The sequence below is a fragment of the Caulobacter radicis genome (genome assembly GCF_003094615.1).
Classification (GTDB): Bacteria; Pseudomonadota; Alphaproteobacteria; order Caulobacterales; family Caulobacteraceae; genus Caulobacter; species Caulobacter radicis.
In genome coordinates this window covers 265,416-291,690 of record NZ_QDKO01000009.1, presented here as the reverse complement: position 1 = coordinate 291,690, position 26,275 = coordinate 265,416, and the positions used below count along the sequence as shown (strand labels likewise).

The window sequence follows — 26,275 nt, the reverse complement described above, 5'->3', positions numbered from 1 at the left end:
CGTCGAAACGACCGCTCTTCCCGTCACCCGGCGATTTGGAAGGAGACCCTCATCGTCTACCGCCTCACGCCGGCGTTTCCAAGGGGTTTTTGAAGCCCGTGACAACACGGTCGTGAGTGGACAGATCCTTGACCGTCCGCACGTTCTGGGCGCCGGCGGCCTTGAACAGGATCTCGACGTCGGCCGACTGGTCGAAACCGATCTCGACGCAGAACAGGCCGCCCGGCTTGAGCACCCGCAGGATCTCGGGCGCCAGGGCGCGATAGGCGGTCAGGCCGTCGGCCCCGCCGTCCAGGGCCAGGCGCGGCTCGTGGTCGCGAACTTCCGGCTCCAGGGTGTCGATGTCGGCGGTGGGGATGTAGGGCGGGTTGGAGACCACCACGTCGAACGACGCGTCGCCCAGGCCGGTCGTCCAGTCGCCGCGCATCAGCGCCACGCGGCCGTCGAGGTCCAGGTTGGCCGCGTTCTCGCGCGCCACGGCCAGGGCCTCCTCGGAAATATCGATCCCCAGGCCCTTGGCGGCCGGGCGCTCGGCCAGGATCGCCAGCAGCATCGAACCCGAGCCCACGCCCAGGTCCAGCATGTTGAAGGCCATGGTCTCCGGGAAGGCCTTGAGCACCTCGTCGACGATGACCTCGGTTTCCGGACGCGGGGTCAGGACGTCCTTGGTCACCGACAGCAGGATCTTCCAGAAGCCCTTGCGGCCGATGATGTGGCTGACCGGCTCGCGGCGGGCGCGGCGCTCCAGGTAGTCGTCCAGCGTGGCCAGCTGCTCGGCGGTCAGCTCACGATAGGGGTCGGTGATGATGTCGGTGCGGCTGACGCCGGCGGCGACTTCAAGCATCAGGCGCGCGTCGATGGCGGGCTGATCGATGCCGGCTTCCTTCAGGCGCTCCTTGGCGCCGTTCCAGGCTTTGACGAGGGTGAGGGTCATGGCGGCTCCAATAGCGCGTCGCGGCCCCCAACGCGAGATCGAGGGCGAGATCGAGGGCGAGATTGCGGATGGATTAGCGGCGGCGATGCGCTGTTGCTTGTTCGGACCTGCTGCGGGCGCCCCTCTTGGTCCGCTCCGGTGGCGCCTCGAAACCCGCGCCGCGCAAGGCCGTCGACGCGCGGCATGAACCACTTTTCACGTGACAGCCCGGAGGCGCCGCCGGAACAGTCGCGCCCCGGGATCAGGGGCCGGGATCAGGGGGATGACGACATGTTCCGTTCGATGTTCGCGGGTCTGGCCGGTTGCGGTCTGGTCGCCCTGGCCACGCCCGCCGCCGCCACCTTCTCGATCGTGGCCTGCGACGCCCAGAAGACCTGCGGCGTGGCGGTCGCCACCAACAACCTGGCCGTCGGCGCCAGCGTGGCCTACGCGCAGGGCGGGGTCGGCGCGGTCGTCACCCAGTTCGAGACCAACCCGCACTACGGCCCCAAGGGGCTCGCCCTCTTGGCTCGCGGTCAGGATCCGCAGGCGGTCGTGACCACCCTGCTGGCCGAGGACGGCGGCTTCGAGGACCAGGACCCAAGCTGGCGGCAGGTCGCCGTGGTCGCGGCCGACGGCCGGACCTTCGCCTTCACCGGCGCCGAAGCCGCCGCCTCGACCTGGGCGGGACACCAGACCCAGGCCGGCTACAGCGTCCAGGGCAACGGCCTGGCGGGCGCGCAGGTGCTCGAAGCGATGAAAGCGGCCTTCACGCGGGCGAGCGGCCCCCTGCCCGACCGGCTGATGGCCGCCCTGGAAGCCGGCGAGGCGGCGGGCGGCCAGACCACGGGGCGGATGTCGGCGGCGCTTCTGGTCCGCACCGTCGATGGCGGCTGGAGCGATATCGACCTGCGGGTGGACGCCTCCGCCGCGCCGGTCGCCGAACTGCGCCGCCTGCTGAACCTGCGCCAGGCCAACGAGCGGCTGGCCGCCGCCGAGCGCGCCGCGCGTAGGGGCAAGCCTGACGCCGCCCGGAACGAGATCACGGCCGCCATCGGCCTGGGCGGCGACTGGGACCGCGTCTGGCGTCGGGCCGCGCGCCTGCGAATGTCGATGGGCGACCGCGCCGGGGCGGTGCAGGCCCTGGCGGCCATGCACCGTCTCAATCCGAAGTGGGCGAGGATGGAGCGCGACGACCCGCTGTTCGCCCCTGTCCGCGAGGACCCGGCGCTGAGCCGCTTCTAGGCCTCGACCACCACCGCATCGCCCTGCCCCACCGCGCCGCCGGCAGTGACGTTCAGGTAGATGCCGCAGAAGGTGTGGCCGTAGTTGTCGAACAGGGCCTTCACCACCTCGATATCGCGCTCGGCGGTGACCGGATCGACATGGGTGGCGGCGCAGCGGACGATGGGCTTGAGCACCTGCGCCGTCGCATCGCCGACCCGCACGGTTTTGCCCGCCCAGCCGTTCTCGACCCAGGCCGGCCAGCCCTCGACATAGAGGTTGGCGCGGAAACGCAGGGGATCGACCGGACGGCCGATCTTCTCGGCCAGATCGCGCACGCTGGCCAGGTTCACGATCGAGACGAAGCCCTGCTTGCTGTCCATGAACCGGTGCGCGCCCGGTCCTTCCAGCACGCGCAGCGGGCCTTTCGCCTCGTCGCCCAGCAAGGCCGCCAGCCAGGCCTCGAAGCCGCGCCGGCCGTCGTCGCCGGAAAGATCGCCCGAGAACGGCGCCAGCCCTTCGGCCGAGGCGGTCAGCACGCCGCTGGCTTCGTCATAGGCGGTGCGGGCCTTGGCCACGGCCGGGATCTTGGCCAGCACCGTGAACTTCATCTTCGACAGGTGCGACGGCGCGTCCATGTCGAAGCCGCTGGGCCCGTCCTCGACCGCGTACAGCCGGTCGCAGGGAAAGCAGGCGCCCGCCTCCAGCGTCGCGGCCGAAAGCCGTTCGGGCGTGAACCCCTTGACGGGATGGCGATAGAGCGAGGCGACCTGGGCTTGCATGGCGGCAAGGTGGTCGCGGCGATCGAGCTTTGCAAGGCGGGAACGCCGCAGGCTCTGGCGGATTTGACCTGCAGGGAGGCCTGCTCATGACCGACACCACGCCGCGACGCCCCGTAAGGTCGTGGCTGGCCTCGCGGCCCTATCACCTGGCGCCCTGGATCCTGCTGCTGGCGGTCGCGCCCTTCGCCTTTCCCAAGCGCCTGGAGCCTGAGGTCGAGCCGCACGCCCCGCCGCCGGGCCTGTCGGAAGACCGTGTGCTGCCGCCGCACGAATTCGACCAGGCCGAGCCCCGGCGCGGCCGCGCCGCTCGCCATCCGCACGGCATCCCACTGCTGGGCTGGCGCGACATCCTGTGGCGCACGGCGCGCGAGATCAGCGTCGACAAGCTGCCGTCGGTGGCCGGGGGCGTGACCTTCTACACCCTGCTGGCCCTGTTCCCCGCCATCGGCGCCTTCGTGTCGCTGTACGGCCTGTTCGCCGACGTGGCGGCGGTGGAGAAGCAGCTGCAGGAGATGGCCACGGTCTTTCCGGCCAGCGTCGTCCAGATCGTCGGCGAGCAGATGCTGCGCCTGGCCAGCCAGGAGGGCGGCAAGCTGGGCGTGGCCTTCGTGGTCAGCCTGCTGCTGTCGATCTGGAGCGCCAACGCCAGCATGAAGGCGCTCTTCGACGGGCTGAACGTCGCCTACGACGAGGACGAGAAGCGCAACTTCGTGGGCAAGACCCTGCTGACCTACGGCTTCACCCTGTGCGCCCTGCTCTATGCGGTGTTCATCGCCGCGGTGCTGATCGCCATGCCGATCGTGCTGGAGCGGGTGGGCCTGGGCGCGATCTCGGCCTTCTGGATCCCGCTGCGCTGGCTGGCGGTGTGGCTGGTGACGGCCCTGGCCTTCGCCATGCTCTACCGGTTCGCCCCCTGCCGGGCCCGGCCGCGCTGGCGCTGGGTGGTGCTGGGGGCGCTGTTCGGCGCGGCGGCCTGGCTGGTAGGCTCGCTGGGCTTTTCGATCTACGTCAACCGCATCGCCCACTACGACGCCACCTACGGGCCGCTGGGGGCGGTGATCGCCTTCATGGTCTGGGTGTGGTTCTCGATCATGACCGTGCTGGTCGGCGCCGAGCTCAACGCCGAGATCGAGCACCAGACCGCCCACGACTCCACCACCGGCCCCGAAAAGCCGATGGGCGCGCGCGGCGCGGCCATGGCCGACACCGTCGGCCTGGCCTTCCATCCCTGGGAGATGATCAAGCGCGAAGCCGGCACGGTGAAGCGGATCGGCGGCCGCTATTGGGGGCATGCGACGCGGATGGGCAAGAGGGCGCCGCCGCCGGAACAGTGATGCGAAATCCTCGTCCTTCGACAAGCTCAGGATGAGGATTTCGAATGGACCGCCACGCCGAAATTGAACCTCACCCTGAGCCCGTCGAAGGGCGAGGTTCACGCAGGACGACGACCGCTTGGCAAGCTCGCCGACGCATGGCTTAGCTCGCCGCCATGATCTTCGCCCCCGCCGCCCCGTCCGAACACGACGCCCTCGTCGCCCTGGTCAATTCAGCCTATCGCGGCCAGGGGGCCCAGGCCGGCTGGACCACCGAGGCCGGCTATATCGACGGCCAGCGCATCGACCTCGAAAGCCTGCGAGCCGACCTGGCCGCAGCGCCCCAGGCGCTGATCCTGACCGCCCGCGACGAAGCGGACGGACCCATTCTCGGCTGCGTCTGGCTGGAGCCGGCGAAGGCCGGGGTCTGGTACCTGGGCATGCTGACCATCCGCCCCGACCTGCAGGACCGGCAGATGGGCCGCACCCTGCTGGCGGCCGGCGAGGCCTACGCCAAGGAACGCGGCGCGGCCCGGATGCAGATGACCGTGGTCCACATCCGCGACACCCTGATCGCCTGGTACGAACGCCGCGGCTACGCCCTCACCGGCGAGACCCGCCCCTTCCCCCACGGCGACGACCGCTTCGGCAAGCCGCTGCGGGAGGATCTGAGCTTCGTGGTGATGGAGAAGGCGCTTTAGATCCTCTCCCTGTGGGAGAGGTGTCGGCGAAGCCGACGGAGAGGGGAGTTACTAAGATCGGGGCCGTACAAGCGGAAGCTGAGAACGCCCCCCTCCGGCCCTCCGGGCCACCTCCCCCAGAGGGGGAGGATCTTCAGACCTCAATCTTCCAGGCTGGCCAGCCGCGCGGCCTGGTCCTCGGCGATCAGCGGGTTGATGACGTCGTCCAGGGCCTCGCCCTCGATCACCTTGGTCAGGTTGTAGAGGGTCAGGTTGATCCGGTGGTCGGTGACCCGGCCCTGCGGGAAGTTGTAGGTGCGGATGCGCTCGGAACGGTCGCCGCTGCCGACCTGGCTCTTGCGGGCGTCGGAGCGGGCGGTGTCCAGGGCCTCGCGCTGCATGTCGTAGAGCCGGGCCTTCAGGTTCTTCATCGCCCGGGCGCGGTTCTGGTGCTGCGACTTCTCCGACGAGGTCACCACCACGCCCGTGGGCAAGTGGGTGATGCGCACGGCCGAGTCGGTCTTGTTGACGTGCTGGCCGCCGGCGCCGGACGAGCGGTAGGTGTCGATCCGCAGATCGCTTTCCTTGATCTCGATCTCGACGTCCTCGGCCTCGGGCAGCACGGCCACCGTGGCGGCCGAGGTGTGGATGCGCCCTTGCGCTTCGGTTTCCGGCACGCGCTGCACGCGGTGCACGCCGCTCTCGAACTTCAGCCGGCCGAACACGCCGTCGCCGGTGATCGAGGCGATGACTTCCTTGAAGCCGCCCATCTCGCCCTCGGAGATGCTGTCGACCTCGACGCGCCAGCCCTGGTTCTGGGCGTAGCGCTGGTACATGCGGAAGAGGTCGCCGGCGAACAGGGCCGCCTCGTCGCCGCCGGTGCCGGCGCGGACTTCCAGGATGGCGGAAGCGTTCTCGTCCTTGTCCTTAGGGGCCAGCATCAGGGCCAGCTCGCGCTCCATGACCGGCAGCTTCTCGTCCAGGGCGACGATCTCGTCGCGGACCATGGCGGCCATCTCCGGATCGGCGGCCATCTCGTCCAGCTCGGCGCGCTCGGCGCTCAGCTTGGCAAGGCGCTCGACAGCCTCGGCCACCGGACGCAGCTCGGCGTGCTCCTTGGAGAGCTTGACGATCTCGCCGCCATCGGTGGCCGCACCCATGCGGGCCTCCACTTCGCGGAAACGGTCGAGAACCTGGTCGAGGCGGGCCTGGGGCAGTCGCAAGGGAAGAGATCGCACGGCTGAAGGATGGGTCGGTCTCTCTAGGCCTTTTCGGTGGGGAATGGAATGGAGCCGGACGCCGCCCCGCTGCGAGGACGGCGCCCGGCTTCGACGCCTAGCGCGTCTTCCAGTCCGCCAGTGGCGTCGAGCCCTGCGCGGCCAGCACCGCCTCGGCGGCCTTGTCGCCCAGCACCTTGGCCTTCAGGAAGGCCACGCTGAGCGCCGAGGACTCGGCGAAGCCCGGCGCCTCGGGGTGATAGGCCAGGCCATGGCCGATCCCCTTGCCGACCCACAGGTACTTCTCGCCCGGCGCGCTGGTCTCGAACGGATAGAGGTGCTCATGCCAGTCGGCGATCATGCCAGGCAGCACGTCCTGGTCGCCGGTGACCATCAGCACGGGCTTCTTGACACTGGCGTACGAGGTCGGCCCGATCAGGCCCTTGATGACGCCGGGACTCGAGAAGCACAGGGCGGCCTTGGTCCGGGGGTCCTGGGCCGGGATCATGCCCTCCAGCGCTCCCGCGCGGATCAGCGACATCAGCGAGCCGTAGGAGTGGCCGGCCGAGGCCATCGGCAGGCCCGGCGCGGCCTTCTCGGCGTAGTCGGTGGCGGCCGCCAGGTCGGCCAGGCGCAGCGAGAAGGCCGCGCGCAGGTCGTAGTCGGCGCGCTTGGGGTGCTTCTGGGAATCGACGTGCAGCGGCGCGACGATCATGAAGCCGGCCCCCGTCCACAGGTCCAGCAGCGCCTTGTACGGCGCCGGCCAGCCGCCCGCCCCGTGCGAGAAGATGATGATCCCCTTGGGCGCGTCGGGACGCAGGATGGTCAGTTCGACGTCGCGGTCGCCGACCTTGAGGGTGGTGGTCGAGATGGCCGTCGCGGCGAGCGCCAGGGCAGGCGTCGCGGCGAAGGCCAGGGTCGCGGCCAGCAGGCCGCGGCGGTTCAGGATAAGCTTGGTCACGAAAAGCCCCACTATCGTTTGGCGCGCAGGCTTCTGCGGTTCGCCTCGATTGTCCAGGCTCAGAAGGCCGGTTTGACCTCGATCGTCGTCACCTGCCTCGCCGAGCGCGACGGCTTGAGGTCGCCGTCCACCACGACGCGGTACGGACCCTCGCGGGCGTCCAGCGGCGCTCCGTCCTTGCGGTCGGCGATGACGACGGGATTGGTCCGGTAGAACGGATCGGTCTCGGCCAGCGAGAGGATCGAGACATAGCCGTCGGCGGCCTTCACCAGCACCACCTGGTTCAGGTAGCGGCCCATCAGCCGGTCGCCATGCACCACCCCGGCCTGCACCAGGGCCGCGTTCAGCAGAGCGCCTTCGTAGACCGCGCTCTTGCCGCCCTCGACCATGGTCGCCTTGCCGCGCGGCAGGGCGGCCAGATCGGCGGGCGTCAGCACGATGCTGTCACGCCCCTGGACGACGACCTTGAGGTCCTGGGCGAAGGCCGTGGGGGCCAGCGCCAGGACGGTTGCGACGAGAACGGCGGCGAGGCGCATGGAAGGAGGCTCCGGAAGGATCGCGCGATGTGACGCGCCTGCCCCGATCGGCGCAAGCCTCAACCACGCCAGCCGAACACCAAGGGCTTGGCCGCGAAGGCCAGGTCGCGCGGGGCCGCCTTGGACGCATGATCCCGGAACAGGGTCGGATACAGCGACGCCACCAGCAGCACGGCCATGGTCACGTTGAAGGTCCGCAGGATCGCCGGCCGGTCGAGGAAACGGCGCAGGGCCATGCCGAACCCGGCCCAGGCGGCGCTGCACGGCGCGCCGACCAGCATGAACAGGCCCGCCAGCAGCGGCACGACCATGACCCCGCCGCCCTCCGGCGCATAGGTCGTCACCGCGCCCAGCGCCATGGCCCAGGCCTTGGGGTTCACCCACTGGAAGGCGGCCGCCGCCCAGAAGCCCATCGGCCGGCTGCCCGCGTCGCGCTCGGACACGCCCTTGGCCGTGCCGATCTTCCAGGCCAGCCACAGCATGTAGACCGCGCCCGCCCAGCGCAGGATCTCGTGCAGCACCGGCCAGGCCTTGAACACGCCGCCGAGGCCGAAACCCATGGCCAGCACCATGACGCCGAGACCCAGGCTGATCCCCAGGATGTGCAGGATCGTGCGGCGGAAGCCGAAGTTCGCGCCCGAGGCCAGCAGCATCATGTTGTTCGGGCCCGGCGTGCCCGCCGTGGCGAAGGCGAACAGCACGAAGGCGAGGATCAGTTGCGGCGTCATCGGGACCTCCCTGGCGGAATGTCACGGTGATGATTTCGATTGATCCATGAGTCAAAACTTATATTGATACAGTGACAATCTAGACGGACCGCGCCCATGACCGCTCCCTGGACCCCCGTCCTGCCCGACGACGACGCCCCGATCTACGAGCGGCTGGTCGAGGCTTTGCGCGCCGACGTCGAGTCCGGCGCCCTGCCGGCGGGAACACGCCTGCCACCGCAGCGCGACCTGGCCCACCGGCTGGGACTGGGCCTGGGCACGGTCACCCGCGCCTATGTCGAGGCCGAGAAGGCGGGGCTGGTCAGCGCCCATGTGGGCCGCGGCAGCTTCGTCAACGCGCCGGGCGCGATCGCTAGTCCGCGCCGCCGCGAGGGGCCGATCAACCTGGCCCAGAACGTCGCCCTGAACTGGCCGGCGGCGCGGGTGATCGGCGAGACGATGCAGCGCCTGCGCCGGCGCCCCGACCTGGCCGACCACCTGGACTACGCCCCCGCCGCCGGGCTGGAACGCCACCGCCGCGCGGCCGCCGCCTGGCTGGCCCGCAGCGCCGGCTTCGAGACCGCCGACTGGACGCGCCTGGTCTGCTGCGCCGGCGCCCAGCAGGGCCTGGCCCTGGCCTTCGGCGCGGCCGTGCGCCCCGGCGACGTCGTGCTGTGCGAGGCCTCGACCTTCCATGGGGTCAAGGCCCTGGCGACCCACGCCGGCTATCGCCTGCAAGGCGTGGCCATGGATGACGAGGGCGCGATCCCCGAGGCCCTGGAAGAGGCCGCCAAGCGCACCGGCGCCCGGGTCGTGGCCCTGCTGCCGACCCTGCAGAACCCCACCGGCCGGATCATGTCGCTGGCCCGGCGCGAGGCGATCGTCGCGATCGCCCGGCGGCTGGACCTGACCCTGATCGAGGACGACATCTACGGCGCCTATGCGCCGGGCGCCCCGCCGCCCCTGGCCATGCTGGCGCCCGAGCGGACCTTCCACGTCTCGGGCGTGTCCAAGACCCTGGCCCCGGGCCTGCGGGCCGGCTTCGTGATCGCCCCAGGCGACGCGGCCCTGGAGCGGATCCTCGATACGATGCGCGCCATCGCCTACGCCCCGCCGGGTTTCGGCATGCTTATCGCCGGCCAGTGGATCGAGGACGGTAGCGCCGACGCCATCCTGGCCGAGATCCGCGAGGAGACCGCCGCCCGCGTCGCCCTGGCGCGCTCAGTGCTGGGGAACGCCCTGGCCAGCCCCGCCTCGCCCACCGTTCCGCACCTGTGGCTGCCGATGAGCGAGTTGGACGCCGAGCGCCTGGCCGGCCGAGCCCTGCGCGGCGGCGCGGAAGTGACCCCGCCGGCCGCCCCGATCGTCTCGCCCGGCCTCGTCACCGGCGTGCGGCTGGCGCTCGGCGCGGCCGCCGACCGGGTGGAGCTGGAAACCGGCCTGCGCATCGTCGCCGCCGCCCTGGCCGATGTCGACGAGCGCTCGCGACCGGTGATCTGAGTCGCGGACTAGCGGACCGCCAGCGCCCGCCCGAAAGCCTCATCGGCGAACAGCGCCTTGAAGTCGTCGGCCAGGGCGTCGCTCAGGGTCGCCGCCGCGTTCTTGCCGCTGGCCACCTGGATCGGCCGCTTGGCCCGCGCCTTCAGGTCATGGCTGTAGATCGCCCGCCCCTCCGGCGAGATCACCGACACCGCCAGGTCGACATCGGCCTCGGCCTTGCCGGCCAGGAAGCCGTTGCTGAACCGGGCGTGGAAGACCACAACCCTGACCTCGACCCGCGGCCCGCCCTCGCCCAGGCCATAGCCGCGCTGGCGCAGTTCGGCCGACAGCGCCTCACGCACGACGTCGGCGACTTCGCGCTCGGAGCGGATCGCGGCCATCTCCATGCCGTAGCCGTTGATCTTGGTGGAGATCCGATCGCGGTCCTTGGCCCGGGCGTCGATGGCCGTGACGGTGACGAGGATCCCTTCCGCGCCGGGAACCGGTCCCGCCGCGGCGGGCGCATAGACGATCGGCACGACGTCCTCGGTCAAGGCGCAGGCCGAAAGCATCGCGGCCAGCGCGACGATCAGGATCGATCTCAAGGCGGACACCCCCAGACGCCCGGCAAGATGCAGGCGTCACGAGAGCGTCGGGAAAATACATCCTTAAGTCAATATCGACTGAGAACTCTACTCGGCCGCGATCGCCTTGGCATCCTTGGCGGCCTGCAGTTCGGCGGCCTTCTTTTCCACGAGCTCGACGATGTGGTCGATCATGCCCTCGTTGGACTGCTTGTGGTCGGGCTTGCCGGCCATGTAGACCATGCCCGCCCCGGCCCCACCGCCGGTGAAGCCGATGTCGGTCATCAGGGCCTCGCCCGGGCCGTTGACGACGCAGCCGATGATCGACAGCGACATGGGCGTGGAGATGTGAGCCAGGCGCTCTTCCAGCGTCTCCACCGTCTTGATGACGTTGAAGCCCTGACGGGCGCAGGACGGGCAGGCGATGATGTTGACGCCACGGTGGCGCAGGCCCAGCGACTTCAGGATGTCGAAGCCGACCTTGATCTCTTCCACCGGGTCGGCGGCCAGGCTGACGCGGATGGTGTCGCCGATGCCGGCCCACAGCATCGAGCCCATGCCGATGGCGCTCTTGACCGTGCCGGTGCGCAGGGCGCCGGCCTCGGTGACGCCCAGGTGCAGCGGACAGTCGATAGCCTCGGCCAGCTGCTGGTAGGCGGCCACGGTCAGGAACGGATCGGACGCCTTCACCGAGATCTTGAACTCGTGGAAGTCGTGGTCCTGCAGGATCCTGGCGTGGTTGAGGGCGCTTTCGACCATCGCCTCGGGGCACGGCTCGCCGTAGCGCTCCAGCAGTTCCCGCTCCAGCGAGCCGGCGTTGACGCCGATGCGGATCGAGCAGCCGTGGTCCTTGGCGGCGTTGACCACGTCGCGCACGCGATCGGGGCTGCCGATGTTGCCCGGATTGATCCGCAGGCAGGCCGCGCCGGCCTTGGCCGCCTCGATGCCGCGCTTGTAGTGGAAGTGGATGTCGGCCACGAGCGGGACCTTCGCCTCGCGGGCGATGATCTTGAAGGCCTCGGTGCTTTCGACGTCGGGGCAGCTGACGCGCACGATGTCGGCGCCGGCCTCTTCCAGCTGGCGGATCTGAGCCAGCGTCGCGGCGGCGTCGCTGGTCAGGGTGTTGGTCATCGACTGCACCGAGATCGGCGCGTCGCCGCCGACCTCCACGCTGCCGACGCGGATCTTCCGCGACTTGCGACGCTCGATCATGCGCCAGGGACGGACGTGGGTGTGGTCTGCGGCCATGGCGCCAATCTAAGGGGTTTGGCGAAGGAACCCAAGGGCGTCACGGAAGCTTCGTGACGCCGCTCGGAAAGGATCGACGGAAAGGATCAGCGGCGGGGCGTCGTCGCGGTCGCCGGGGCGACGGCGGGCTTGCCCGGCGCGGGCGCGGCGGCGGGCGCCGGCGCCAGCTTCGACAGCTGGGTCTGCGGCGCCGAAAGGCGGCCGGTCAGCACCCCATTGGTGAACACGTCGATCGAGGTCGGCTCGGAGACGTCGGCCACCAGGCCGGGCGTGCGCGGGATGCGGAAGGCGTCGCCGGTCGACAGCCAGCGGGTGAAATAGACCGATCCGTCGGCGCCGCGCACCGTCAGCGAGGTCGACTTGCGGGCCTGCAGGATCACGCCGGCCGAGTCGGTCGGGGCCGCGCCATACATCGCGCCCTTGCCCTTGAACGGCGCGCCGAGGTTGGCGATCGCCTCCGGAGCGGCCAGGGCCTCGGCTTCCTTGCGGGCCTTGGCGGCGGCGGCCACGGCGTCGGCCGAACCGCCGGCGGCGGCGGCGGCTTCCAGGCCGGGGGTCACGTAGGGCGCGGGCGTGGTCGATTCGGCCGGGGCCGGCAGCGGCGCGCCGAGCGAGACGGCGCCGCCGGCCTGGGCTGGAACCGAGGTCGCCGGAGCGGCGGGCGCTGCCTGCGAGGCCACCTGGGCCTTGGGCTCGGCGTCGTGGGTCATGGCGCGCTGGGCGACGTTCCACAGCACGATGGCGCCGCCGACCAGCAGACCGCCGGCCAGCAGCAGGCCAAGGCGCGGGTCGCGCTGACGGTGCACGCCGATGGGCGCGCGCAGCGGCTCGGCGTCGTCGTGGGCTTCCAGCTTGAAGCGGGCCACGGCCGCCTCGGGATCCAGGCGCAGCAGGCCGGCCACGGCCTTGATGTAGCCGATGGTGAACGGACGCGACGGCAACTCGTCCAGGCGCATGTCCTCCAGCGCCTCGACATAGGCCTGGCGGATGCGCGTGGCGTCGGCCACGTCCTGCAAAGTCATGCCATGGAACAGACGGGCGGCGCGCAGGGCCTCGCCCAGGTCGACGCCATGGTCGACCGACGGCTGCGCCGGCGGCGCGACCGTGTCGTCACGATCGCCTTCGGCGACCAGGTTCAAATGGCTCACCGTGCCCGTGTCGAGCGGCATGACGAACAGATCACCCCAGAAAATTCGCGTCGCACGAGAGTCCGACCGATTTGCGCCGACGCTAGCCGGCATTCGTTAACATTCAATTGTGGATATCAAAGTAAGTGGCCGGATTCAATGAGCTAAACTTGGCCGCAAGGTTAACCGGCCATCAGTCTAGACGGCGACATAGAGCTTCCTGGCCAAGGTTTCGATCTCGCCCCGGAGAGACCCGCCGGAGCCCTTCAACAGGGCCTCGACATTGCGCCGGGCCGCCTCGCGATCGCACGACAGCACCATCTGCTTGACCGGTCCGATACCGGCCGGCGGCATCGACAGGCGGTCGAAACCCAAGGCCACCAAGGCGAAGGCCTCCAGCGGACGCCCCGCCATCTCGCCGCACACCGACACCTGGGTGCCGGTGTCCTCGCAGGCCTGCTGGATGGTCTTCAGCGCCCGCAAGGCCGCCGGCGACAGGGGGTCGTAGCGGTCCGACACCCGCGGATTGCCCCGGTCGGCGGCGAACAGGTACTGCATCAGGTCGTTGGTGCCGACCGACACGAAGTCGGTCATCGGCAGCAGCGCGTCCAAATGCCACAGAAGCGAGGGGGCCTCGACCATCGCTCCGACGTCGAGGCGCGCGGGCGCGGGCCGGCCGCGCTTCAGGGCCCAGGCCACTTCCTGGTCGACGAAGGCGCGGGCGGCGCGGAACTCGTCCACATTGGCCACCAGCGGGAACATGATCCGCAGCTCGCGGCCGTTGGCGGCCTTGATCAGGGCGCGGATCTGCAGGCGCAGCAGGGCCGGGCGGTCCAGGCCCATGCGCACGGCGCGCCAGCCCAGGGCCGGATTGTCCTCGCGCTCCAGCTCCATGTACGGCAGCAGCTTGTCGCCGCCCAGGTCGAGCGTGCGGAAGGTCACCGGCATGCCGTCGGCCGCCTCCAGCACCTTCTCGTACAGCGTCGTCTGGGCCTCCAGCCGCGGCATCTCCTCGGCGACCATGAACTGGAACTCGGTGCGGAACAGGCCGATGCCCTCCGCCCCGGTCTCGCCCAGGATGTCGAGGTCGACGGCCAGGCCCGCGTTCATCAGCAGGGTGATCTTCGAGCCGTCGCGGGTGAAGGCCGGCGTGTCGCGCAGGCGGGCGAACTCGGCCTTGCGCTGGGCGCGGACCTCCATCCGGGCCTTCAGCGCCTTGACCACGTCCGGGCGCGGCCGCAGCCAGGCCTCGGCCGTCTCGGCGTCGACCACAACCGGGTCGCCCTCGCTGACCCGGTCGCGCAGGCCGGCCAGGCGGCCGACGCACGGGATGTCCAGCGCCCGGGCAACGATGCCGGCGTGGCTGGCGGCCGAGCCTTCCTCGAGCAGTATGCCCTTCAGCTTGGTGCGGTCGTATTCCAGGAGGTCGGCGGGGCCCAGGTTGCGGGCGATCAGGATCGCGTCCTCGGGCAGCTGGCGCACGGCGTGGACGTCGCCCGACAGGTGGCGCAGCAGCCGGTCGTTCAGGTCTTCCAAGTCGTGCAGCCGCTCGCGCAGATAGGGGTCGCGGGCTTGGCCCAGGCGGGCGCGATGCTCAGAGCGCACCCGCTCGACCGCCGCCTCGGCGGTCAGGCCCGAGCGCACGGCCTCCTGCAGGCCGCGGTTCCAGCCCCGGTCGTGAGCGAACAGGCGGTAGGTCTCGAGCACCTCGTACGAGGCGCCGACCAGGCCGTGCTGGCCCTCCAGCATCTCGTCGATCTGGGTCTGCAGGGCCTCGATGGCGTAGGAGAGCCGGGCCTCCTCGGCCAGGGCGTCGTCCGACAGCAGCTGCTCGGGCGCCACCGGCTGTTCGTGCAGCACCGCCACGCCGTAAGCCAGGCCCTCGGCGAAGCGCGAGCCCTTCAGCCGTTCGGGCTTGTGCGGGGCCAGCTCGACGTCCTTGAGTTCGTCGGCGCCCAGAAGCTCGCTGGAGCTGACCATCTCGGCCAGCACCATGGCGATGATCTGCAGGTCCTCGACCTCTTCGTCCTCGTAGACCCGCTCGGTGCGGTTCTGGACGACGAGCACGCCGATCGCCCGGCCGCCGCGCAGCAGCGGCACGGCCAGGAAGGCGTGATAGGGGTCTTCCCCCGTTTCCGGACGATACGAGAACTGCGGGTGGCTGGCGGCGTCCGACAGGTTCAGCGGCCGGCCCAGGCGCATGGTCTCGCCGACCAGGCCCTCGCCCGGCTTCATGCGGGTGACGTGGACGGCGTCGCGCGACAGGCCTTCGGTGGCGAACAGCTCCAGGTCGCCCGAGGCGCGGCGCAGATAGATCGAGCAGACTTCGGCCACCATCGAGATGGCGATGGTGCGCACCACCATGTCGAGCTTGGCCTGGGCGGGGCCGCCGCCGGCCATGGCCTCGCGAATCTGGCGAAGCAGGCTTCTGGGTCCTCGAACGGCGATGCCGGGGCCTGCCATGTCGCCTGTCGTGCGCTCCCTTGGTTCGGACGTGTCGAAGCACGTCGTCCTCTCATGGGCGCTATAGCAGATTTCGCGCGCCGCACAGTGCGCGAGCACGGTTTTCCTTTACCTAAGGGCGCAAAAAACGCCGCCCCTCCGGGAAGGGGCGGCGCATTGCCTAGCTTGGCGGCGATCCGCTTAGCGGCGCTGACCGTAGTAGTCGTAGCCGGTGTTGTAGCGATCGCCCTGGTAGCGGCGCCCATCACGACGATCGTCGCGACGGTCGTAGCGGTCATAGCCGTAGCGGTTGTCGCTGTAGTACGGGCGACGGTTGTCGTAGCGGCTGCTGTAGCGGTGATGACGCTTGTCGGTGGCGGTGGCCGCGCCGAGGGCGCCGCCGGCCAGGGCGCCGACCGCGATCGCGCCGCCGTCGCCGTCGCCCAGCATGGCGCCGGCCGCGCCGCCCAGGACAGCGCCCAGGATCGCCCGCTCGGTCTTGTTGCTCTTGCCGCGATCGCCGGCGAAGGCGGCCGAGGCGGGCAGGACCAGAGCGCCGGCGATGGCGGTGCTGATGGCGATCTTGCTGAACTTACCGAAGGTCTTCATGGCATGTGCTCCTTGTTCCAGAAGCGTCGCCAATCCCGAGGGCGGCGCTGTTGATGGCCTTTATGAGCCTCGCCGTTTGAACCCGACCTGAACGCGCCTGTTCATGTTCGCGTCATGCTTTTCCGGCGTTCCACGTTCCGTAAAATCCCCGCGAAAGCGGGGAGCCAGCAGTTTTATCGTCGAGCGCCACAGATGGCGGAAAAAGCCTAGGTCCCCGCTTTCGCGGGGATTTTACGGGTGAGAAGTCTCCGCCTCGACCGCCGCATGCGCCGCCGACGGCCGATGCAGCCGCACCGACCAGATCACGCCGGCCAGCATCAGCACGATCGCCGCGCCTTCCAGCAGATGCGGCCAGCGGCCCTCGTGCAGGAAGCCGTAGAGCAGCGCGAACAGGGTTTCGAACACGATCAGCTGGCCCGACAGGCTGAGCGGCAGCACGCGGCTGGCGGCGTTCCACAGGCCGTTGCCGATCACCGAAGCGCCGATGGCCACGGCGAAGCTGACCAGCCAGAACCAGGTCCAGGCGGCCGGTGGATGGGCCTTTCCGCCCAGCATGAAGGCCGGCACGACCAGCACCAGCGACAACAGCCCCGTGGCCAGGCCCGTCAGCAGCGACCACTCGTGGCTGTTGAACTTCGGCGTGGCGGCCAGGCGGCGGGCGTTCCAGACGGCGTAGGCGGTCCACACCGCCAGCGCCAGGGTCGCGCCCAGCACGCCGAGGATCAGCTTGCCGGCCGGCGCGCCCGACGGCGCGGTGAAGACCGCCACGTTGATGCAGACGCCGCCGGCGATGATCAGGGCCAGCGGCCCGGCCAGGGCGCGCAGGGGCGTGCCCTCCCCCTTGCGCGCGCCGGCCAGGGTGATGGTCACGGGCAGCAGGCCGATGATCAGCGAGGCCAAGGCGACACCCGCCGTCTGCACGGCGACCGCCAGGCCCACATAGTAGACGAGGTTGCCCAGCAGGCTCAGAAGGGCGAGATCCCGCCAGTCGCGGCCGTCCATGCGCGCCATGACCGACTTCCAGGTCGGGGCCAGCAGCAGGGCGGCGGCCAGGCCGTAGGCGATGTAGCGCCCCGCCGTCATCTGCAACGGCGTGAAGGCGTCCAGCAGCTTCGGCGCCAGGAACACCCCGCCCCAAAGCGCGCCGGCGACAAGACCGTAGACAAGACCGAGCAGGAGGTTCCGGGGACTGATCATCGCCCGGACCTAGCAGGCGCGCGCGGCCCTGGCTTTGGCGAAAGCTCCCGAAGATCGGGCGAAGGCTCCCGCCCCGTTGCCCTCCGCCGCGCCCTGGCTAAACTCAAGATCGATAACCGCAACCGAGCCGCGACCATGGCCCCGTCCACCGACACGCCCGCCCCAAAGGCCAGCCCGGAAGACCTCTGGGCCGATCGCCTGAACGGCCTGATGCTGACCCTGCTGGGCACGGCCTTCCTCGCCGGATTGGCGTTCTTCGGATGGTTCAAGATCGCGGGTCCGGGGCGGGGAAACACCGACCAGGACGTCTTCCCCTGGGCGTCCGCCCCGCTCGCCTTCGCCGCCACGGTCGGCCTGTTCATGATCGTCCGCGGCGTCAGGCATCTCTACAGGAGCTTCCGCGCCTAGCGCCGCCCCTTGCGCCAGGCCGCGGGCGTGACGCCCAGCACGGCCTTCATCCGCCGGGTCAGCGTGCTCTGGTCGCCATGGCCCGTGCGGACGGCGATCTCGGCGATGGACAGGGCCGGATCGTCCAGCAGGTGCTGGGCGGCCCGCAGCCGCGCATCGCTCAGGGCGGCATGCGGGGTCGCGCCATAGGCGGCGGCGAAACGGTCGAAGAAGCGGCTCTGACTCATGCCGGCCTCGGCCGCCAGATCCCGGACGGTCAGCGGTTGATGATAGCGGGTCTCGATCATCGTCGCGGCGCGGGCCAGGCGCGGATCGACGGCGACCGGACCGCTCGACAGGCCGCGCAGCAGCAGCGGGGTCCACAGGCCCGCGACGCCGTCGTCGATCCCGCCCGGCGCCTCGCCCGCCAGGAACGACAGCAGGCCGCGCACCGGGCTGGTCACCGAAGCGAACGGCTTGTCGCGCAGGCGCTCGAACGGCGCCATCAGGGCGGCGCCGATATCGGCCACCACGAACAGGTTCTCGCCGTCGGCGGCGCAGACGTGGCGCGCGCCCGGCGGGATCACCGCGGCGCTGCCCGGATCGACCCGGCCGCCCTTGCCGTCGATCTCGATCTCCAGCACGCCACGACGCGGCAGCACGATCTGGTCGAAGTCGTGGGCGTGCGAGATCGCCTCGACGCTGTAGCGGCGGAAGGACAGCTCTGCGGGGGCGGTCAGGTCGTGGCCCATGACCTCACTATAGCGAACTCAGCCGTGCCCGGGCAGGGCCAGGGGCTCCTCGGCGTCCATGACCAGGCGGCGGGCCTGCTGCAGGGCCGCGTCGATGTCGCTCTCGATGAACTCGACCTGCAGGTCGGTCAGGGGATGGGGCGCGGCGATGACGTTGCGCAGGTAGTCGCGTTTTTCCGGCTCGGTCATGGTCCACCAGCCGACCGTGTGGCCTTCCTCGATCACGGCGTCGCCCATGGCCAGGAGGTCGTCGGTGTCGAAGATCGGCTGGCCGGGCTTTTCGGGGAACCACTGGCCGTCGTCGGGCAGGGCCTGGTCCAGCTGGCGCAGCAGCGCCGCCAGCCACGGGCTGATCAGCAGCGGCTTCTCGTAGCCGTCGCCGAACTTGGCGCGCAGCAGCAGGTCGTAGAGCAGCTCGAGCCCGGCGTCGCCGTGGAAGGTCACCGTCTTGGCGGCGGGATCGAACTTGAAGACGTCGGGCATGGGGGTCTCGTAATCGGTCTGCCGCCTGACTAACGCGTCATGGCGACGTTTGGACGACGGCGCGGCCCCAACCCGACTTTGCGTCCTTCGAGGCCCGCTCGCGCGGGCGCCTCAGGATGAGGAATTCAATGCAATGACTTCCTCATCCTGAGGTGCGAGCCGCAGGCGAGCCTCGAAGGACGCACCGTGGCTCGAAACCGTTCTTACAGCTGGTCCAGGCCGTACACGGCGTGCAGGGCGCGGACGGCCAGTTCGGTGTAGGCCGCGTCGATCAGGACCGAGATCTTGATCTCCGAGGTCGAGATGACCTGGATGTTGATGTTCTTTTCGGCCAGGGCCGCGAACATCGACTGGGCGACGCCGGCGTGGCTGCGCATGCCCACGCCGATCACCGACACCTTGGCCACGTCCTCGTTGACGGCCACGTCCTCGAAGCCGATCTCGGCCTGGGCGCCGCGGACGATCTCCAGGGCCCGCGTGGCGTCACGCTTGCCGACGGTGAACTCCATGTTGGCGGTGTCGGCGCTGCGGGCGCGCGACTGCACGATCATGTCGACATTGACGTTGGCGTCGGCCAGGCGGCCGAAGATGGCCGAGGACACGCCCGGATGGTCGGGCAGGCCCAGCAGGGTGATCTTGGCTTCGTCGCGGCTGTAGGCGACGCCCGAGACGATGCGCTTTTCCATGATTTCTTCCTCGTCGCAGACGATCGTACCTTGGCCCGGGGCTTCGCCCGGCTCGACGAAACTCGACAGCACCCGCACCGGGACGCGATGGGCCATGGCCATCTCGACCGAACGGGTCTGCAGCACCTTGGCCCCCAGCGAGGCCATTTCCAGCATCTCTTCGTAGCTGATCTTGGCCAGGCGCTTGGCCTTGCTCTCGATCCGGGGGTCGGTGGTGTAGACCCCGTCCACGTCGGTGTAGATGTCGCAGGCGCCCTTCACCGCGGCGGCGATGGCCACGGCGCTGGTGTCCGAACCGCCACGGCCCAGCGTGGTGATGCGCTGCTTGGACGTCACGCCCTGGAAGCCGGCGATGACGGCGATCTCGCCGGCCTCGAAGCAGGCGTCCAGGTTCTCCGACGGGATCTCCTCGATCCGGGCGCGGCCATGGGCCTCGTCGGTGATGATCGGCACCTGCCAGCCCAGGAACGAGCGGGCCTTGTGGCCCATGTTGCGCAGGGTCATGGCCAGCAGGCCGGCGGTCACCTGCTCGCCCGACGCCACGACGGCGTCGTACTCGTCGTCAGACTCCGGCAGGCCCGCGGCGGCGCGGCCGGCTCCGTCCGTCCAGGCGACCAGTTCGTTGGTCTTGCCCGACATGGCGGAAACGACGACGGCGACCTGCTTGCCCGTGGCGACTTCCGCGGCGACCAGGCGCGCCACCCGGCGGATGCGCTCCAGGTCGGCCACCGAGGTGCCGCCGAACTTCATCACCAGACGTGACACGTCTCTAAATCCTCGAACCAAAGCGGTTTTTTCTTGCGCCTTCGCGGCCGGAACCCGTCCTTCCGCGCAAGCCCGCGCCTTCTAGCGGGGCCTCGGCGCAACGGCAATGTCGCCGATGTGTCTTTTTTCTCGCAGCATGGCGCGAAAAATTGGCCGTGCTAGATACCGGGCCATGACCAGCGCCGCCCCCGACACCGCAGGAAGCACGCCCAACTGGAGCATCGACCCCGCCGACGTGGCGCGGTTCTCGGCCATCGCCGCCGAGTGGTGGGACCCGAAAGGCAAGTTCGCGCCGCTGCACGTGTTCAATCCCTGCCGGCTGGCCTTCATCCGCGAACAGGCGCTGGAACGCTTCGGTCGCGACGGAAACGAGCGGGCTCCGTTCGAGGGCCTGTCCCTGATCGACATCGGCTGCGGCGGCGGCCTGCTGAGCGAGCCCATGGCGCGCCTGGGCTTTTCGGTCACGGCCATCGACGCCTCGGAAAACAACATCAAGACCGCCGCGGCCCATGCCAGCGAACAGGGCCTCGCCATCGGCTACCGCCCCGCCACCGCCGAGCAGTTGCTGGCCGAGGGGGCGGGCCCGTTCGACGTGGTGCTGACCATGGAGGTCATCGAGCACGTGGCCGACCCGGGCGCCTTCCTGCGCACCTGCTCGCAGCTGCTCAAGCCCGGCGGCCTGATGATCGTCGCCACCTTGAACCGCACGCTCAAGGCCCTGGCCCTGGCCAAGATCGGCGCCGAATACATTCTGCGCTGGGTGCCGCCCGGCACCCACGAGTGGAAGCAGTTCCTCAAGCCCGAGGAGCTTCGCGCGTTCCTGGCCGGCGAGCCGGTCGAAATGCACGGCCCGTTCGGCGTGGCCTACAATCCGCTGACCGGCCGCTGGAGCCGCTCCACCGACGTCGACATCAACTACATGATGACGGTCACCAAGCCGGCGGCGTGACGCAGAACGCGGTTCGCGGTATGTTTCCTGCCGCGATGACCAAGTTCGAGACCATCGAGATCGAAAGCCGGGTCGTGGACCATGTACGCGAGCTCGCACGCCAGCGCGGCGGCAGCTTGTCGGAGGCCATCGACGCGGCGGTGCTCGCCACCCTGGAGCGGGATCGGGCGAACCAATCGGCCGCGCCCCTGGTGGATCTCGACGAAGTCGCCCGAATAGCGGCCCGATTCCGAGCCCTTCCCGAACGTGCGCCCATGCCGTCCGACGCCGACTTCTACGACGCCGACGGCCTGCCACGTTGATCGCCGTCGACGCCTCCGCAATCGTCGCAATACTGCTGGGCGAGCCGGAGGCCGCCGCCTTCACCGCCAGGCTTCACGCGGAACAGGACGGCCGCATGATGTCGGCCGTCAACTATTGGGAAGTGTTGGCCAAGGCCGAGGTCTCCAGGGGCGAGACCGGACGGCAGGAAGCGGAACACCTTCTCCAGGCGCTGCGGATCGAAATCGGGCCCGCCGACGCCGAACAGACTCGGCTCGCCATCGAAGCCTTCGTTCGTTTCGGCCGCCATACGCCCGCGAAGCTGAACCTCGGCGACTGCTTCGCCTACGCCCTGGCCACGACCCATGGCGGCGGCGCACTGCTCTACAAGGGCGACGATTTCGCACGCACCGACCTGCGCTCGGCCCTGAAAGAGGCTTGACGGCGCACGGCCGAAAGCCAACCTCCGGCTGCAACCCTCGGAGTACCCCCATGTCCGTCCTGCTGTTCGCCCTCGCCGCCGCCCTGCCGACCCTGGCCGGCGATTTCGACGGAGACGGCAAGGCCGACCAGGCGCGGCTGGAGCCGCGCGGCGGGGCCCATGTGCTGGTGGTCGAGCGAGGCGCGGCCCCGGGCAAGCCCGAGACCATCACCCTGGTGGCCGACGCCGCAGGCTTCTTCATCGCCGCCCAGCCGCCGGGAACCTATCCCACAACCTGCGCCAAGGACGTGGGCGCGCCCTGCGCCGCCGACGAGCCGCGCAAGGTCGAGCTAAAGACCCCCGCCCTGTCGTTCGGAACCGAGGAAGCTTCACTGGCCGTCGCGGTCTGGACGGGCGAGCGCTTCGCCGTCACCTGGCTGAACGACTGATACGGCCGCTTTCGGGAACCTTGGCCTTCGCCGCGACTTATTCCGCCGCAGGGACTTTGAACCCGAGCCGGCGTCTTGTGGGGCGGGACGCCGGTTCGTTCGTCGGAACGGAGACTTCCCCATGACTTCCCGCCGCATGGCTTGGCTGATGGCCGGCGCCGTCGCCATCAGCACGGCCGCGCCCGCGCTGGCCCAGGACGCCGGCTACCAGCAGCAGCTGCGCACCTATGAGGAGCAGCGCTCGTCCTATGAGGCCCGCCGGGCCGACTACGACAGCCGCCAGGCCCAGTACGACGCCGATCGCACTGCGTACGAACGCGCGCGCAGCGACTATGACCGCCGCTATGGCTCTGGCGCGTACGACCGTCGCTATCCGGACGAGGCTCGCCGCTGGCGCACGCCCGCCTACCCGACCAGCAACGACTACTATGGCGAGCAGCGCCAGTTCGAGGCCGATCGCGCCGCCTACGAGCGGGCCCGCGACCGCTACGACGCCCGCAACGGCCGCGGCGCCTACGATCGCCGCTATCCCGACGAGGCCCGCCGCTTCGACACCAGCGGCTACGACAACCGCTACGCCGGCGACTATGACGCCCAGCGCCGCCAGTGGGAGACCGACCGCGCCGCCTATGAGCGGGCCCGCGACGACTACGACCGCCGCTACGGCCGCGGCGCTTATGACCGTCGCTACCCGACCGAAGCCGGACGCTGGGACGACGGCCCGCCGCCGCCCGCCTATGCCGGCGGCTCTGGCCTGTCGGGCGGCTACACCGACCCGTGCCGCGACGACGCCAAGCGCAACGCCACCGCCGGCGGCGTGATCGGCGCCCTGGCCGGCGCGGTGATCGGCTCCAACGTCGCGGCCCGCAACGCCCGCACCGAAGGCGCGGTGCTCGGGGCCCTGGCCGGCGCCGGCGTCGGCGCGGCGATCGGCAACTCGGCCGCCAAGGCCCGCTGCGACACCCGCGGCCAGTATTGGTCGTACGAGGACACCGTGCCCTATCGCGAAAGCGCCGAGTATCGCGACCGGGCCGGCGGCTATTCGGAATGGAACCGCTACAGCGAGCGCAAATGCCGCCTGGCCCCGGCCCAGACCGAGTACCAGGGCCGCAACGAGACCCGCTATGTCCGCGTCTGCCCCGACAACGACAACCGCTACCGTCTCGAAGGCTGACGCCAAAGCCGAGCTCCGCGTCGGGCGCCCGACATAGAACCGACACGGAGCTTCGGCGTTATCTCCCGCAAGGGACACGAACAAACGCTCTCAAACGGAGGTCGCCATGCGCGCCCAAATGAAAACTCTCGTCGTCGCGGTGGGCCTCGCCTTCGCCGCGTCCACCGTCGCCGTCACCGCCGCCGAGGCCCAGCAGCGCCGCGAACGCGTGCTCGTCTGCAAGAGCACCAAGAAGGCGCGCAACAAGGGCACGGTGATCGGCGGCCTGACCGGCGGCACGCTCGGCGCGGCCGTGGCCGGCAACGGCGCCAAGACCGAGGGCGCGATCCTCGGCGGCGTGGTCGGCGCGGTGGCCGGCAACCAGATCGCCAAGAAGAACTCCAAGAAGAACTGCCACTACGAGTACCGCTACCGCTAAGCGGACTCGCTGCTCGGTCGGACGGCCCGTCCCCTCGCGGGGGCGGGCCTTTTTCGTGCGCGCTTGAACGATGCGGCCAGCGCGGCCGGGGCCGCATCGTTCAAGCCCCGCGACACAGGGCCCATCATGGTCTGGCGACCCTGCCGCGAGGAGCACGACCATGGCCGAGAGCCTGACCATCCAGACCGACGACGGAAGCTTCCAGGCCCTGGTCTTTCGCCCCGACACGCCCGGCCCGGCGCCGGTCGTCGTGGTCGTGCAGGAGATCTTCGGCGTCAATGCCGGCATCCGCCTGATCGCCGCCGAGTACGCCGTGCAGGGCTTCATCGCCGTCTGCCCCGACCTGTTCTGGCGGGTCGAGCCCGGCCTCTCGATGTCGGAAAACAGCGAGGAGAACTGGAAGAAGGCCATCGACATCTACACCGCCTACGACTTCGACCAGGGCGCGGCCGACGTGCTCAAGACGGTCGAGGCAGCCCGCGGCATCGAGGGCGGCAACGGCAAGGTCGGGCTGACCGGCTACTGCCTGGGCGGCCTGATGACCTTCCTCGGCGCGGCCCGCGGCGCGCCCGATGCGGCGGTCGCCTATTACGGCGGCGGCACCGAGCGCTATGTCGGCGAGGCGGACGGCGTGAAGGCCCCGCTGCTGATGCACCTGGCCGGCGAGGACGAATTCATCGGCCCCGACGCCCGCGCCGCCATCGTCGAGGCCCTGGCCGGCCGCCCGAACGTCGAGGTTCACGTCTATCCGGGCCGCAACCACGCCTTCGCGCGGCCCGGCGGCAACCACTACGACAAGGCCGACGCCGAAACGGCCAACGGCCGCACCCTGGCGTTCTTCAAGGAAAAGCTGGGTTAGGCGGCCCTCTTAGTCGTCACCCCGGAAAGCGCGCAGCGCTTTTCCGGGATGATGACCCTTTGGTTGATTGGAGAAGCCCTAGTTCACGTCCGTCTTCTTCGGCGGCGCGGGCGGCAGGGCGGCGACCTTGACGCCATCCTCCAGCAGGGCCTTCACCTCCTTGGGCGAGGCCTCGCCGTAGATGCCGCGCTCCTCGGACTTGCCCTCGTGGATGTCGCGGGCCTCCTTGGCGAAGCGGTCGCCGACATAGTCGAAGTTCTCCTCGACCTCGCGGCGCACCTCGCTCATGGCGGTCATCATCATCTCGCGCATGCGGGCGTCGGGCTGCGGCGCCGAGCGCTGGGCCTTGGTGCCGGCCACGGCCGGGGCCATGATCTGCTTGCGTACGCCGGTCGAGCCGCACACCGGGCATTCGACGAGGCCGCGGGCGGCCTGGTCGTCATAGTCGCTCGACGAGCCGAACCAGCCTTCGAACTCGTGCGCGTGGTCACAGGCGAGCGCGTACTTGATCATGGCCTTACAGATATGGGGTCAGGGGCCCGTGAATTCACGGGCGTTGGCCAGGACCGGGATGGCCGCACGGGCCTTGTCGGCGGCGGAAAGGTCGAGGTCGGCGATCAGCACGCCCGGCTCGTCGTGATCGAGCTTGCCGAGCACCTCGCCCCAGGGACCGATGGCGATCGAGCGGCCCCAGGTGCCGCGCCCGTCCTCGTGGAAGCCGCCTTGCGCGGCGGCGATCACGAACGAGCCGGTCTCGATCGCCCGGGCGCGCAGCAGCACCTCCCAATGGGCCTCGCCGGTGGGACGGGTGAAGGCGGCCGGGGCGGTGATCACCTTGGCCCCCGCCAGCGCCAGCGCCCGGTGCAGAGCCGGAAAGCGCATGTCGTAGCAGATGGTCAGGCCGAAGGCGGCCAGGGGCGTGTCGACCACCACCGCCCGCTCGCCGGGGGTGTAGGTCGCCGATTCCCGCGCCGTCTCGCCGCTGGGCAGCTGCACGTCGAACATGTGCAGCTTGTCGTAGGTGGCCACGATCGCGCCGGTGGGATCGATCACGGCCTGGCGGTTGGCGGCCTTCTTTTCCCCATTTGGCCCGTCTTCGCGCAGCACCAGGGCCGAGCCGACGTCGATCCAGGTTCCGGTCTCGGCGGCGATGGCCCGCAGGCCGATCACCACCGGATCGTCCTCCAGCGCCGTCAGGGTCGGCAGCAGCTTGGCGCGGTCCTTCTGCAGGACGTTGGTGCACTCCGGAGTCAGCACGAAGCGGGCGCCCCGCGCGATCGCCTCGCGAACCAGCGGCGCCACATGGGCCAGCGCCGCTTCGTGAGTCGCGGGCGTGCGGGTCTGGATCAGACCGACGCGCAGAGCTCCACCCGGCTCGGTCATGCGGCCAGCAGCGTGTCCAGCTTGCCCTCGCGCTCGAGGGCCATCATGTCGTCGCAGCCGCCGATGTGCTGCTCGCCCACGAAGATCTGCGGGAAGGTGTTGCGGCCCGAGCGGTCCATCATCTCCTGGCGCAGCTTGGGGTCCATGCCGGCTTCGATCTCGGTGAAGTCGGCGCCCTTGTCGTTGAGCAGCTTCAGGGCGCGGGCGCAGTAGCCGCAGAAGGGACGGGTGTAGATGGTGACCTTGGCCATTTCGGTTCCAAAGGGTTG

30 protein-coding genes and 1 pseudogene are annotated in these 26,275 nt (G+C 70.0%); 12 read left to right on the top strand and 19 right to left on the bottom strand.

Annotated elements, in window-relative coordinates:
- Positions 1-64: 64 nt before the first annotated feature.
- Entirely contained in the window at positions 65-934 is an 870-nt protein-coding gene (prmC, locus tag DDF62_RS03690) for a peptide chain release factor N(5)-glutamine methyltransferase (RefSeq protein ID WP_116487858.1), read from the bottom strand.
- A gap of 270 nt (positions 935-1,204) precedes the next feature.
- On the opposite strand from prmC, the gene DDF62_RS03685 reads away from it, so the two are divergent.
- Positions 1,205-2,158, top strand: a complete 954-nt coding sequence (locus DDF62_RS03685; protein ID WP_116487857.1) for a DUF1028 domain-containing protein — start codon at positions 1,205-1,207, stop codon at positions 2,156-2,158.
- Here the strand turns inward: DDF62_RS03685 and DDF62_RS03680 are convergent.
- Positions 2,155-2,919, bottom strand: coding sequence for an MOSC domain-containing protein (locus DDF62_RS03680; RefSeq protein WP_116487856.1), 765 nt, complete (start codon positions 2,917-2,919; stop codon positions 2,155-2,157). The genes DDF62_RS03685 and DDF62_RS03680 overlap by 4 nt on opposite strands.
- 86 nt (positions 2,920-3,005) lie before the next feature.
- On the opposite strand from DDF62_RS03680, the gene DDF62_RS03675 reads away from it, so the two are divergent.
- Both DDF62_RS03675 and DDF62_RS03670 read left to right on the top strand, forming a co-directional pair.
- On the top strand, positions 3,006-4,253 hold the full coding sequence (locus DDF62_RS03675; protein ID WP_116487855.1) for a YihY/virulence factor BrkB family protein: 1,248 nt from the start codon (positions 3,006-3,008) through the stop codon (positions 4,251-4,253).
- 155 nt (positions 4,254-4,408) lie between these two features.
- On the top strand, positions 4,409-4,933 hold the full coding sequence (locus tag DDF62_RS03670) for a GNAT family N-acetyltransferase (RefSeq protein ID WP_116487854.1): 525 nt from the start codon (positions 4,409-4,411) through the stop codon (positions 4,931-4,933).
- A gap of 140 nt (positions 4,934-5,073) precedes the next feature.
- On the opposite strand, the gene prfA is transcribed toward DDF62_RS03670, so the two are convergent.
- From prfA to DDF62_RS03650, 4 genes are all read right to left on the bottom strand, one after another.
- Positions 5,074-6,135: a peptide chain release factor 1 gene (gene prfA / locus DDF62_RS03665; protein WP_116487853.1), complete on the bottom strand. Its 1,062-nt coding sequence runs from the start codon at positions 6,133-6,135 to the stop codon at positions 5,074-5,076.
- A 112-nt stretch (positions 6,136-6,247) separates the two neighbouring features.
- A complete protein-coding gene (locus DDF62_RS03660; protein WP_116488200.1) occupies positions 6,248-7,090 on the bottom strand; it encodes an alpha/beta hydrolase in 843 nt (280 codons plus the stop codon).
- A 59-nt stretch (positions 7,091-7,149) separates the two neighbouring features.
- Positions 7,150-7,626 carry a molybdopterin-dependent oxidoreductase gene (locus DDF62_RS03655; RefSeq protein ID WP_116487852.1) on the bottom strand — a complete coding sequence of 159 codons (477 nt, stop codon included), beginning with the start codon at positions 7,624-7,626 and terminating at the stop codon, positions 7,150-7,152.
- Positions 7,627-7,685: 59 nt separating this feature from the next.
- Positions 7,686-8,354 (bottom strand): LysE family translocator, encoded by a 669-nt coding sequence (locus DDF62_RS03650; RefSeq protein WP_116487851.1) that lies wholly within the window; start codon positions 8,352-8,354, stop codon positions 7,686-7,688.
- A 96-nt stretch (positions 8,355-8,450) separates the two neighbouring features.
- On the opposite strand from DDF62_RS03650, the gene DDF62_RS03645 reads away from it, so the two are divergent.
- Complete coding sequence (locus tag DDF62_RS03645; protein WP_116487850.1) at positions 8,451-9,833, top strand: aminotransferase-like domain-containing protein; 1,383 nt, start codon at positions 8,451-8,453, stop codon at positions 9,831-9,833.
- Positions 9,834-9,841: 8 nt separating this feature from the next.
- Here DDF62_RS03645 and DDF62_RS03640 read toward each other — a convergent pair whose 3' ends face one another.
- The 6 genes from DDF62_RS03640 to DDF62_RS03615 form a co-directional block, all read right to left on the bottom strand.
- Positions 9,842-10,426: a YajG family lipoprotein gene (locus DDF62_RS03640; protein ID WP_133244884.1), complete on the bottom strand. Its 585-nt coding sequence runs from the start codon at positions 10,424-10,426 to the stop codon at positions 9,842-9,844.
- Positions 10,427-10,504: 78 nt separating this feature from the next.
- Positions 10,505-11,644, bottom strand: coding sequence for a flavodoxin-dependent (E)-4-hydroxy-3-methylbut-2-enyl-diphosphate synthase (ispG, locus tag DDF62_RS03635; protein WP_116487848.1), 1,140 nt, complete (start codon positions 11,642-11,644; stop codon positions 10,505-10,507).
- Between the two features lie 86 nt (positions 11,645-11,730).
- Positions 11,731-12,813 (bottom strand): helix-turn-helix domain-containing protein, encoded by a 1,083-nt coding sequence (locus DDF62_RS03630; RefSeq protein ID WP_116487847.1) that lies wholly within the window; start codon positions 12,811-12,813, stop codon positions 11,731-11,733.
- A 156-nt stretch (positions 12,814-12,969) separates the two neighbouring features.
- A complete protein-coding gene (gene ptsP, locus DDF62_RS03625; protein WP_101715050.1) occupies positions 12,970-15,234 on the bottom strand; it encodes a phosphoenolpyruvate--protein phosphotransferase in 2,265 nt (754 codons plus the stop codon).
- Between the two features lie 180 nt (positions 15,235-15,414).
- Positions 15,415-15,822, bottom strand: a complete 408-nt coding sequence (locus tag DDF62_RS03620; protein WP_116487846.1) for a hypothetical protein — start codon at positions 15,820-15,822, stop codon at positions 15,415-15,417.
- Positions 15,823-16,053: 231 nt separating this feature from the next.
- Positions 16,054-17,019, bottom strand: coding sequence for a DMT family transporter (locus DDF62_RS03615; RefSeq protein WP_116487845.1), 966 nt, complete (start codon positions 17,017-17,019; stop codon positions 16,054-16,056).
- 135 nt (positions 17,020-17,154) lie between these two features.
- On the opposite strand from DDF62_RS03615, the gene DDF62_RS03610 reads away from it, so the two are divergent.
- Positions 17,155-17,427 carry a hypothetical protein gene (locus tag DDF62_RS03610; protein WP_116487844.1) on the top strand — a complete coding sequence of 91 codons (273 nt, stop codon included), beginning with the start codon at positions 17,155-17,157 and terminating at the stop codon, positions 17,425-17,427.
- Here the strand turns inward: DDF62_RS03610 and DDF62_RS03605 are convergent.
- From DDF62_RS03605 to DDF62_RS03595, 4 genes and pseudogenes are all read right to left on the bottom strand, one after another.
- A complete protein-coding gene (locus tag DDF62_RS03605; RefSeq protein WP_116487843.1) occupies positions 17,424-18,158 on the bottom strand; it encodes a helix-turn-helix domain-containing protein in 735 nt (244 codons plus the stop codon). The two genes, DDF62_RS03610 and DDF62_RS03605, sit on opposite strands and share 4 nt — an antisense overlap.
- Before the next feature lie 18 nt (positions 18,159-18,176).
- Positions 18,177-18,641 carry a hypothetical protein gene (locus DDF62_RS03600; protein WP_101715045.1) on the bottom strand — a complete coding sequence of 155 codons (465 nt, stop codon included), beginning with the start codon at positions 18,639-18,641 and terminating at the stop codon, positions 18,177-18,179.
- Between the two features lie 37 nt (positions 18,642-18,678).
- Positions 18,679-18,806, bottom strand: a pseudogene (locus DDF62_RS26565) (hypothetical protein).
- A 38-nt stretch (positions 18,807-18,844) separates the two neighbouring features.
- Positions 18,845-20,092, bottom strand: a complete 1,248-nt coding sequence (locus DDF62_RS03595) for an aspartate kinase (protein ID WP_116487842.1) — start codon at positions 20,090-20,092, stop codon at positions 18,845-18,847.
- Positions 20,093-20,264: 172 nt separating this feature from the next.
- Between DDF62_RS03595 and ubiG the strand changes: the two genes are divergently transcribed.
- The 7 genes from ubiG (at position 20,265) to DDF62_RS03560 (ending at position 24,623) form a co-directional block, all read left to right on the top strand.
- Positions 20,265-21,041, top strand: coding sequence for a bifunctional 2-polyprenyl-6-hydroxyphenol methylase/3-demethylubiquinol 3-O-methyltransferase UbiG (ubiG, locus tag DDF62_RS03590; protein WP_116487841.1), 777 nt, complete (start codon positions 20,265-20,267; stop codon positions 21,039-21,041).
- 35 nt (positions 21,042-21,076) lie between these two features.
- Positions 21,077-21,343, top strand: coding sequence for a type II toxin-antitoxin system VapB family antitoxin (locus tag DDF62_RS03585; RefSeq protein WP_165832164.1), 267 nt, complete (start codon positions 21,077-21,079; stop codon positions 21,341-21,343).
- Positions 21,340-21,744, top strand: coding sequence for a type II toxin-antitoxin system VapC family toxin (locus DDF62_RS03580; RefSeq protein ID WP_208866820.1), 405 nt, complete (start codon positions 21,340-21,342; stop codon positions 21,742-21,744). The genes DDF62_RS03585 and DDF62_RS03580 overlap by 4 nt, the downstream gene beginning before the upstream one ends.
- 50 nt (positions 21,745-21,794) lie before the next feature.
- Positions 21,795-22,172: a hypothetical protein gene (locus DDF62_RS03575; RefSeq protein WP_116487840.1), complete on the top strand. Its 378-nt coding sequence runs from the start codon at positions 21,795-21,797 to the stop codon at positions 22,170-22,172.
- Positions 22,173-22,293: 121 nt separating this feature from the next.
- Positions 22,294-23,346, top strand: coding sequence for a glycine zipper 2TM domain-containing protein (locus DDF62_RS03570; RefSeq protein ID WP_116487839.1), 1,053 nt, complete (start codon positions 22,294-22,296; stop codon positions 23,344-23,346).
- A gap of 106 nt (positions 23,347-23,452) precedes the next feature.
- Positions 23,453-23,764 carry a glycine zipper 2TM domain-containing protein gene (locus DDF62_RS03565; protein ID WP_116487838.1) on the top strand — a complete coding sequence of 104 codons (312 nt, stop codon included), beginning with the start codon at positions 23,453-23,455 and terminating at the stop codon, positions 23,762-23,764.
- A 160-nt stretch (positions 23,765-23,924) separates the two neighbouring features.
- Entirely contained in the window at positions 23,925-24,623 is a 699-nt protein-coding gene (locus DDF62_RS03560) for a dienelactone hydrolase family protein (RefSeq protein ID WP_116487837.1), read from the top strand.
- A 78-nt stretch (positions 24,624-24,701) separates the two neighbouring features.
- On the opposite strand, the gene DDF62_RS03555 is transcribed toward DDF62_RS03560, so the two are convergent.
- The 3 genes from DDF62_RS03555 to grxC are packed head-to-tail and all read right to left on the bottom strand — an operon-like array spanning position 24,702 to position 26,257.
- Entirely contained in the window at positions 24,702-25,136 is a 435-nt protein-coding gene (locus tag DDF62_RS03555; RefSeq protein ID WP_116487836.1) for a DUF1178 family protein, read from the bottom strand.
- An 18-nt stretch (positions 25,137-25,154) separates the two neighbouring features.
- Positions 25,155-26,006, bottom strand: coding sequence for a carbon-nitrogen hydrolase family protein (locus tag DDF62_RS03550; RefSeq protein ID WP_116487835.1), 852 nt, complete (start codon positions 26,004-26,006; stop codon positions 25,155-25,157).
- Positions 26,003-26,257: a glutaredoxin 3 gene (gene grxC, locus DDF62_RS03545; RefSeq protein WP_116487834.1), complete on the bottom strand. Its 255-nt coding sequence runs from the start codon at positions 26,255-26,257 to the stop codon at positions 26,003-26,005. Before grxC ends, DDF62_RS03550 begins: the two co-directional genes overlap by 4 nt.
- Between the last annotated feature and the right edge of the window lie 18 nt (positions 26,258-26,275).

Bases quoted from the DNA above. Each gene is read 5' to 3' on its own strand.
- DDF62_RS03630 (WP_116487847.1), bottom strand. From the start codon at position 12,813: ATGCCGCTCGACACGGGCACGGTGAGCCATTTGAACCTGGTCGCCGAA.
- DDF62_RS03575 (WP_116487840.1), top strand. From the start codon at position 21,795: ATGTCCGTCCTGCTGTTCGCCCTCGCCGCCGCCCTGCCGACCCTGGCC.
- DDF62_RS03645 (WP_116487850.1), top strand. From the start codon at position 8,451: ATGACCGCTCCCTGGACCCCCGTCCTGCCCGACGACGACGCCCCGATC.
- ispG (WP_116487848.1), bottom strand. From the start codon at position 11,644: ATGGCCGCAGACCACACCCACGTCCGTCCCTGGCGCATGATCGAGCGT.
- DDF62_RS03685 (WP_116487857.1), top strand. From the start codon at position 1,205: ATGTTCCGTTCGATGTTCGCGGGTCTGGCCGGTTGCGGTCTGGTCGCC.
- DDF62_RS03585 (WP_165832164.1), top strand. From the start codon at position 21,077: ATGACCAAGTTCGAGACCATCGAGATCGAAAGCCGGGTCGTGGACCAT.
- DDF62_RS03620 (WP_116487846.1), bottom strand. From the start codon at position 15,822: ATGAAGACCTTCGGTAAGTTCAGCAAGATCGCCATCAGCACCGCCATC.
- prmC (WP_116487858.1), bottom strand. From the start codon at position 934: ATGACCCTCACCCTCGTCAAAGCCTGGAACGGCGCCAAGGAGCGCCTG.
- DDF62_RS03605 (WP_116487843.1), bottom strand. From the start codon at position 18,158: ATGGGCCACGACCTGACCGCCCCCGCAGAGCTGTCCTTCCGCCGCTAC.
- DDF62_RS03650 (WP_116487851.1), bottom strand. From the start codon at position 8,354: ATGACGCCGCAACTGATCCTCGCCTTCGTGCTGTTCGCCTTCGCCACG.
- DDF62_RS03610 (WP_116487844.1), top strand. From the start codon at position 17,155: ATGGCCCCGTCCACCGACACGCCCGCCCCAAAGGCCAGCCCGGAAGAC.
- DDF62_RS03680 (WP_116487856.1), bottom strand. From the start codon at position 2,919: ATGCAAGCCCAGGTCGCCTCGCTCTATCGCCATCCCGTCAAGGGGTTC.
- DDF62_RS03555 (WP_116487836.1), bottom strand. From the start codon at position 25,136: ATGATCAAGTACGCGCTCGCCTGTGACCACGCGCACGAGTTCGAAGGC.
- DDF62_RS03550 (WP_116487835.1), bottom strand. From the start codon at position 26,006: ATGACCGAGCCGGGTGGAGCTCTGCGCGTCGGTCTGATCCAGACCCGC.
- DDF62_RS03570 (WP_116487839.1), top strand. From the start codon at position 22,294: ATGACTTCCCGCCGCATGGCTTGGCTGATGGCCGGCGCCGTCGCCATC.
- ubiG (WP_116487841.1), top strand. From the start codon at position 20,265: ATGACCAGCGCCGCCCCCGACACCGCAGGAAGCACGCCCAACTGGAGC.
- DDF62_RS03670 (WP_116487854.1), top strand. From the start codon at position 4,409: ATGATCTTCGCCCCCGCCGCCCCGTCCGAACACGACGCCCTCGTCGCC.
- grxC (WP_116487834.1), bottom strand. From the start codon at position 26,257: ATGGCCAAGGTCACCATCTACACCCGTCCCTTCTGCGGCTACTGCGCC.
- DDF62_RS03615 (WP_116487845.1), bottom strand. From the start codon at position 17,019: ATGATCAGTCCCCGGAACCTCCTGCTCGGTCTTGTCTACGGTCTTGTC.
- DDF62_RS03675 (WP_116487855.1), top strand. From the start codon at position 3,006: ATGACCGACACCACGCCGCGACGCCCCGTAAGGTCGTGGCTGGCCTCG.
- DDF62_RS03655 (WP_116487852.1), bottom strand. From the start codon at position 7,626: ATGCGCCTCGCCGCCGTTCTCGTCGCAACCGTCCTGGCGCTGGCCCCC.
- DDF62_RS03600 (WP_101715045.1), bottom strand. From the start codon at position 18,641: ATGCCCGACGTCTTCAAGTTCGATCCCGCCGCCAAGACGGTGACCTTC.
- ptsP (WP_101715050.1), bottom strand. From the start codon at position 15,234: ATGGCAGGCCCCGGCATCGCCGTTCGAGGACCCAGAAGCCTGCTTCGC.
- DDF62_RS03565 (WP_116487838.1), top strand. From the start codon at position 23,453: ATGCGCGCCCAAATGAAAACTCTCGTCGTCGCGGTGGGCCTCGCCTTC.
- DDF62_RS03560 (WP_116487837.1), top strand. From the start codon at position 23,925: ATGGCCGAGAGCCTGACCATCCAGACCGACGACGGAAGCTTCCAGGCC.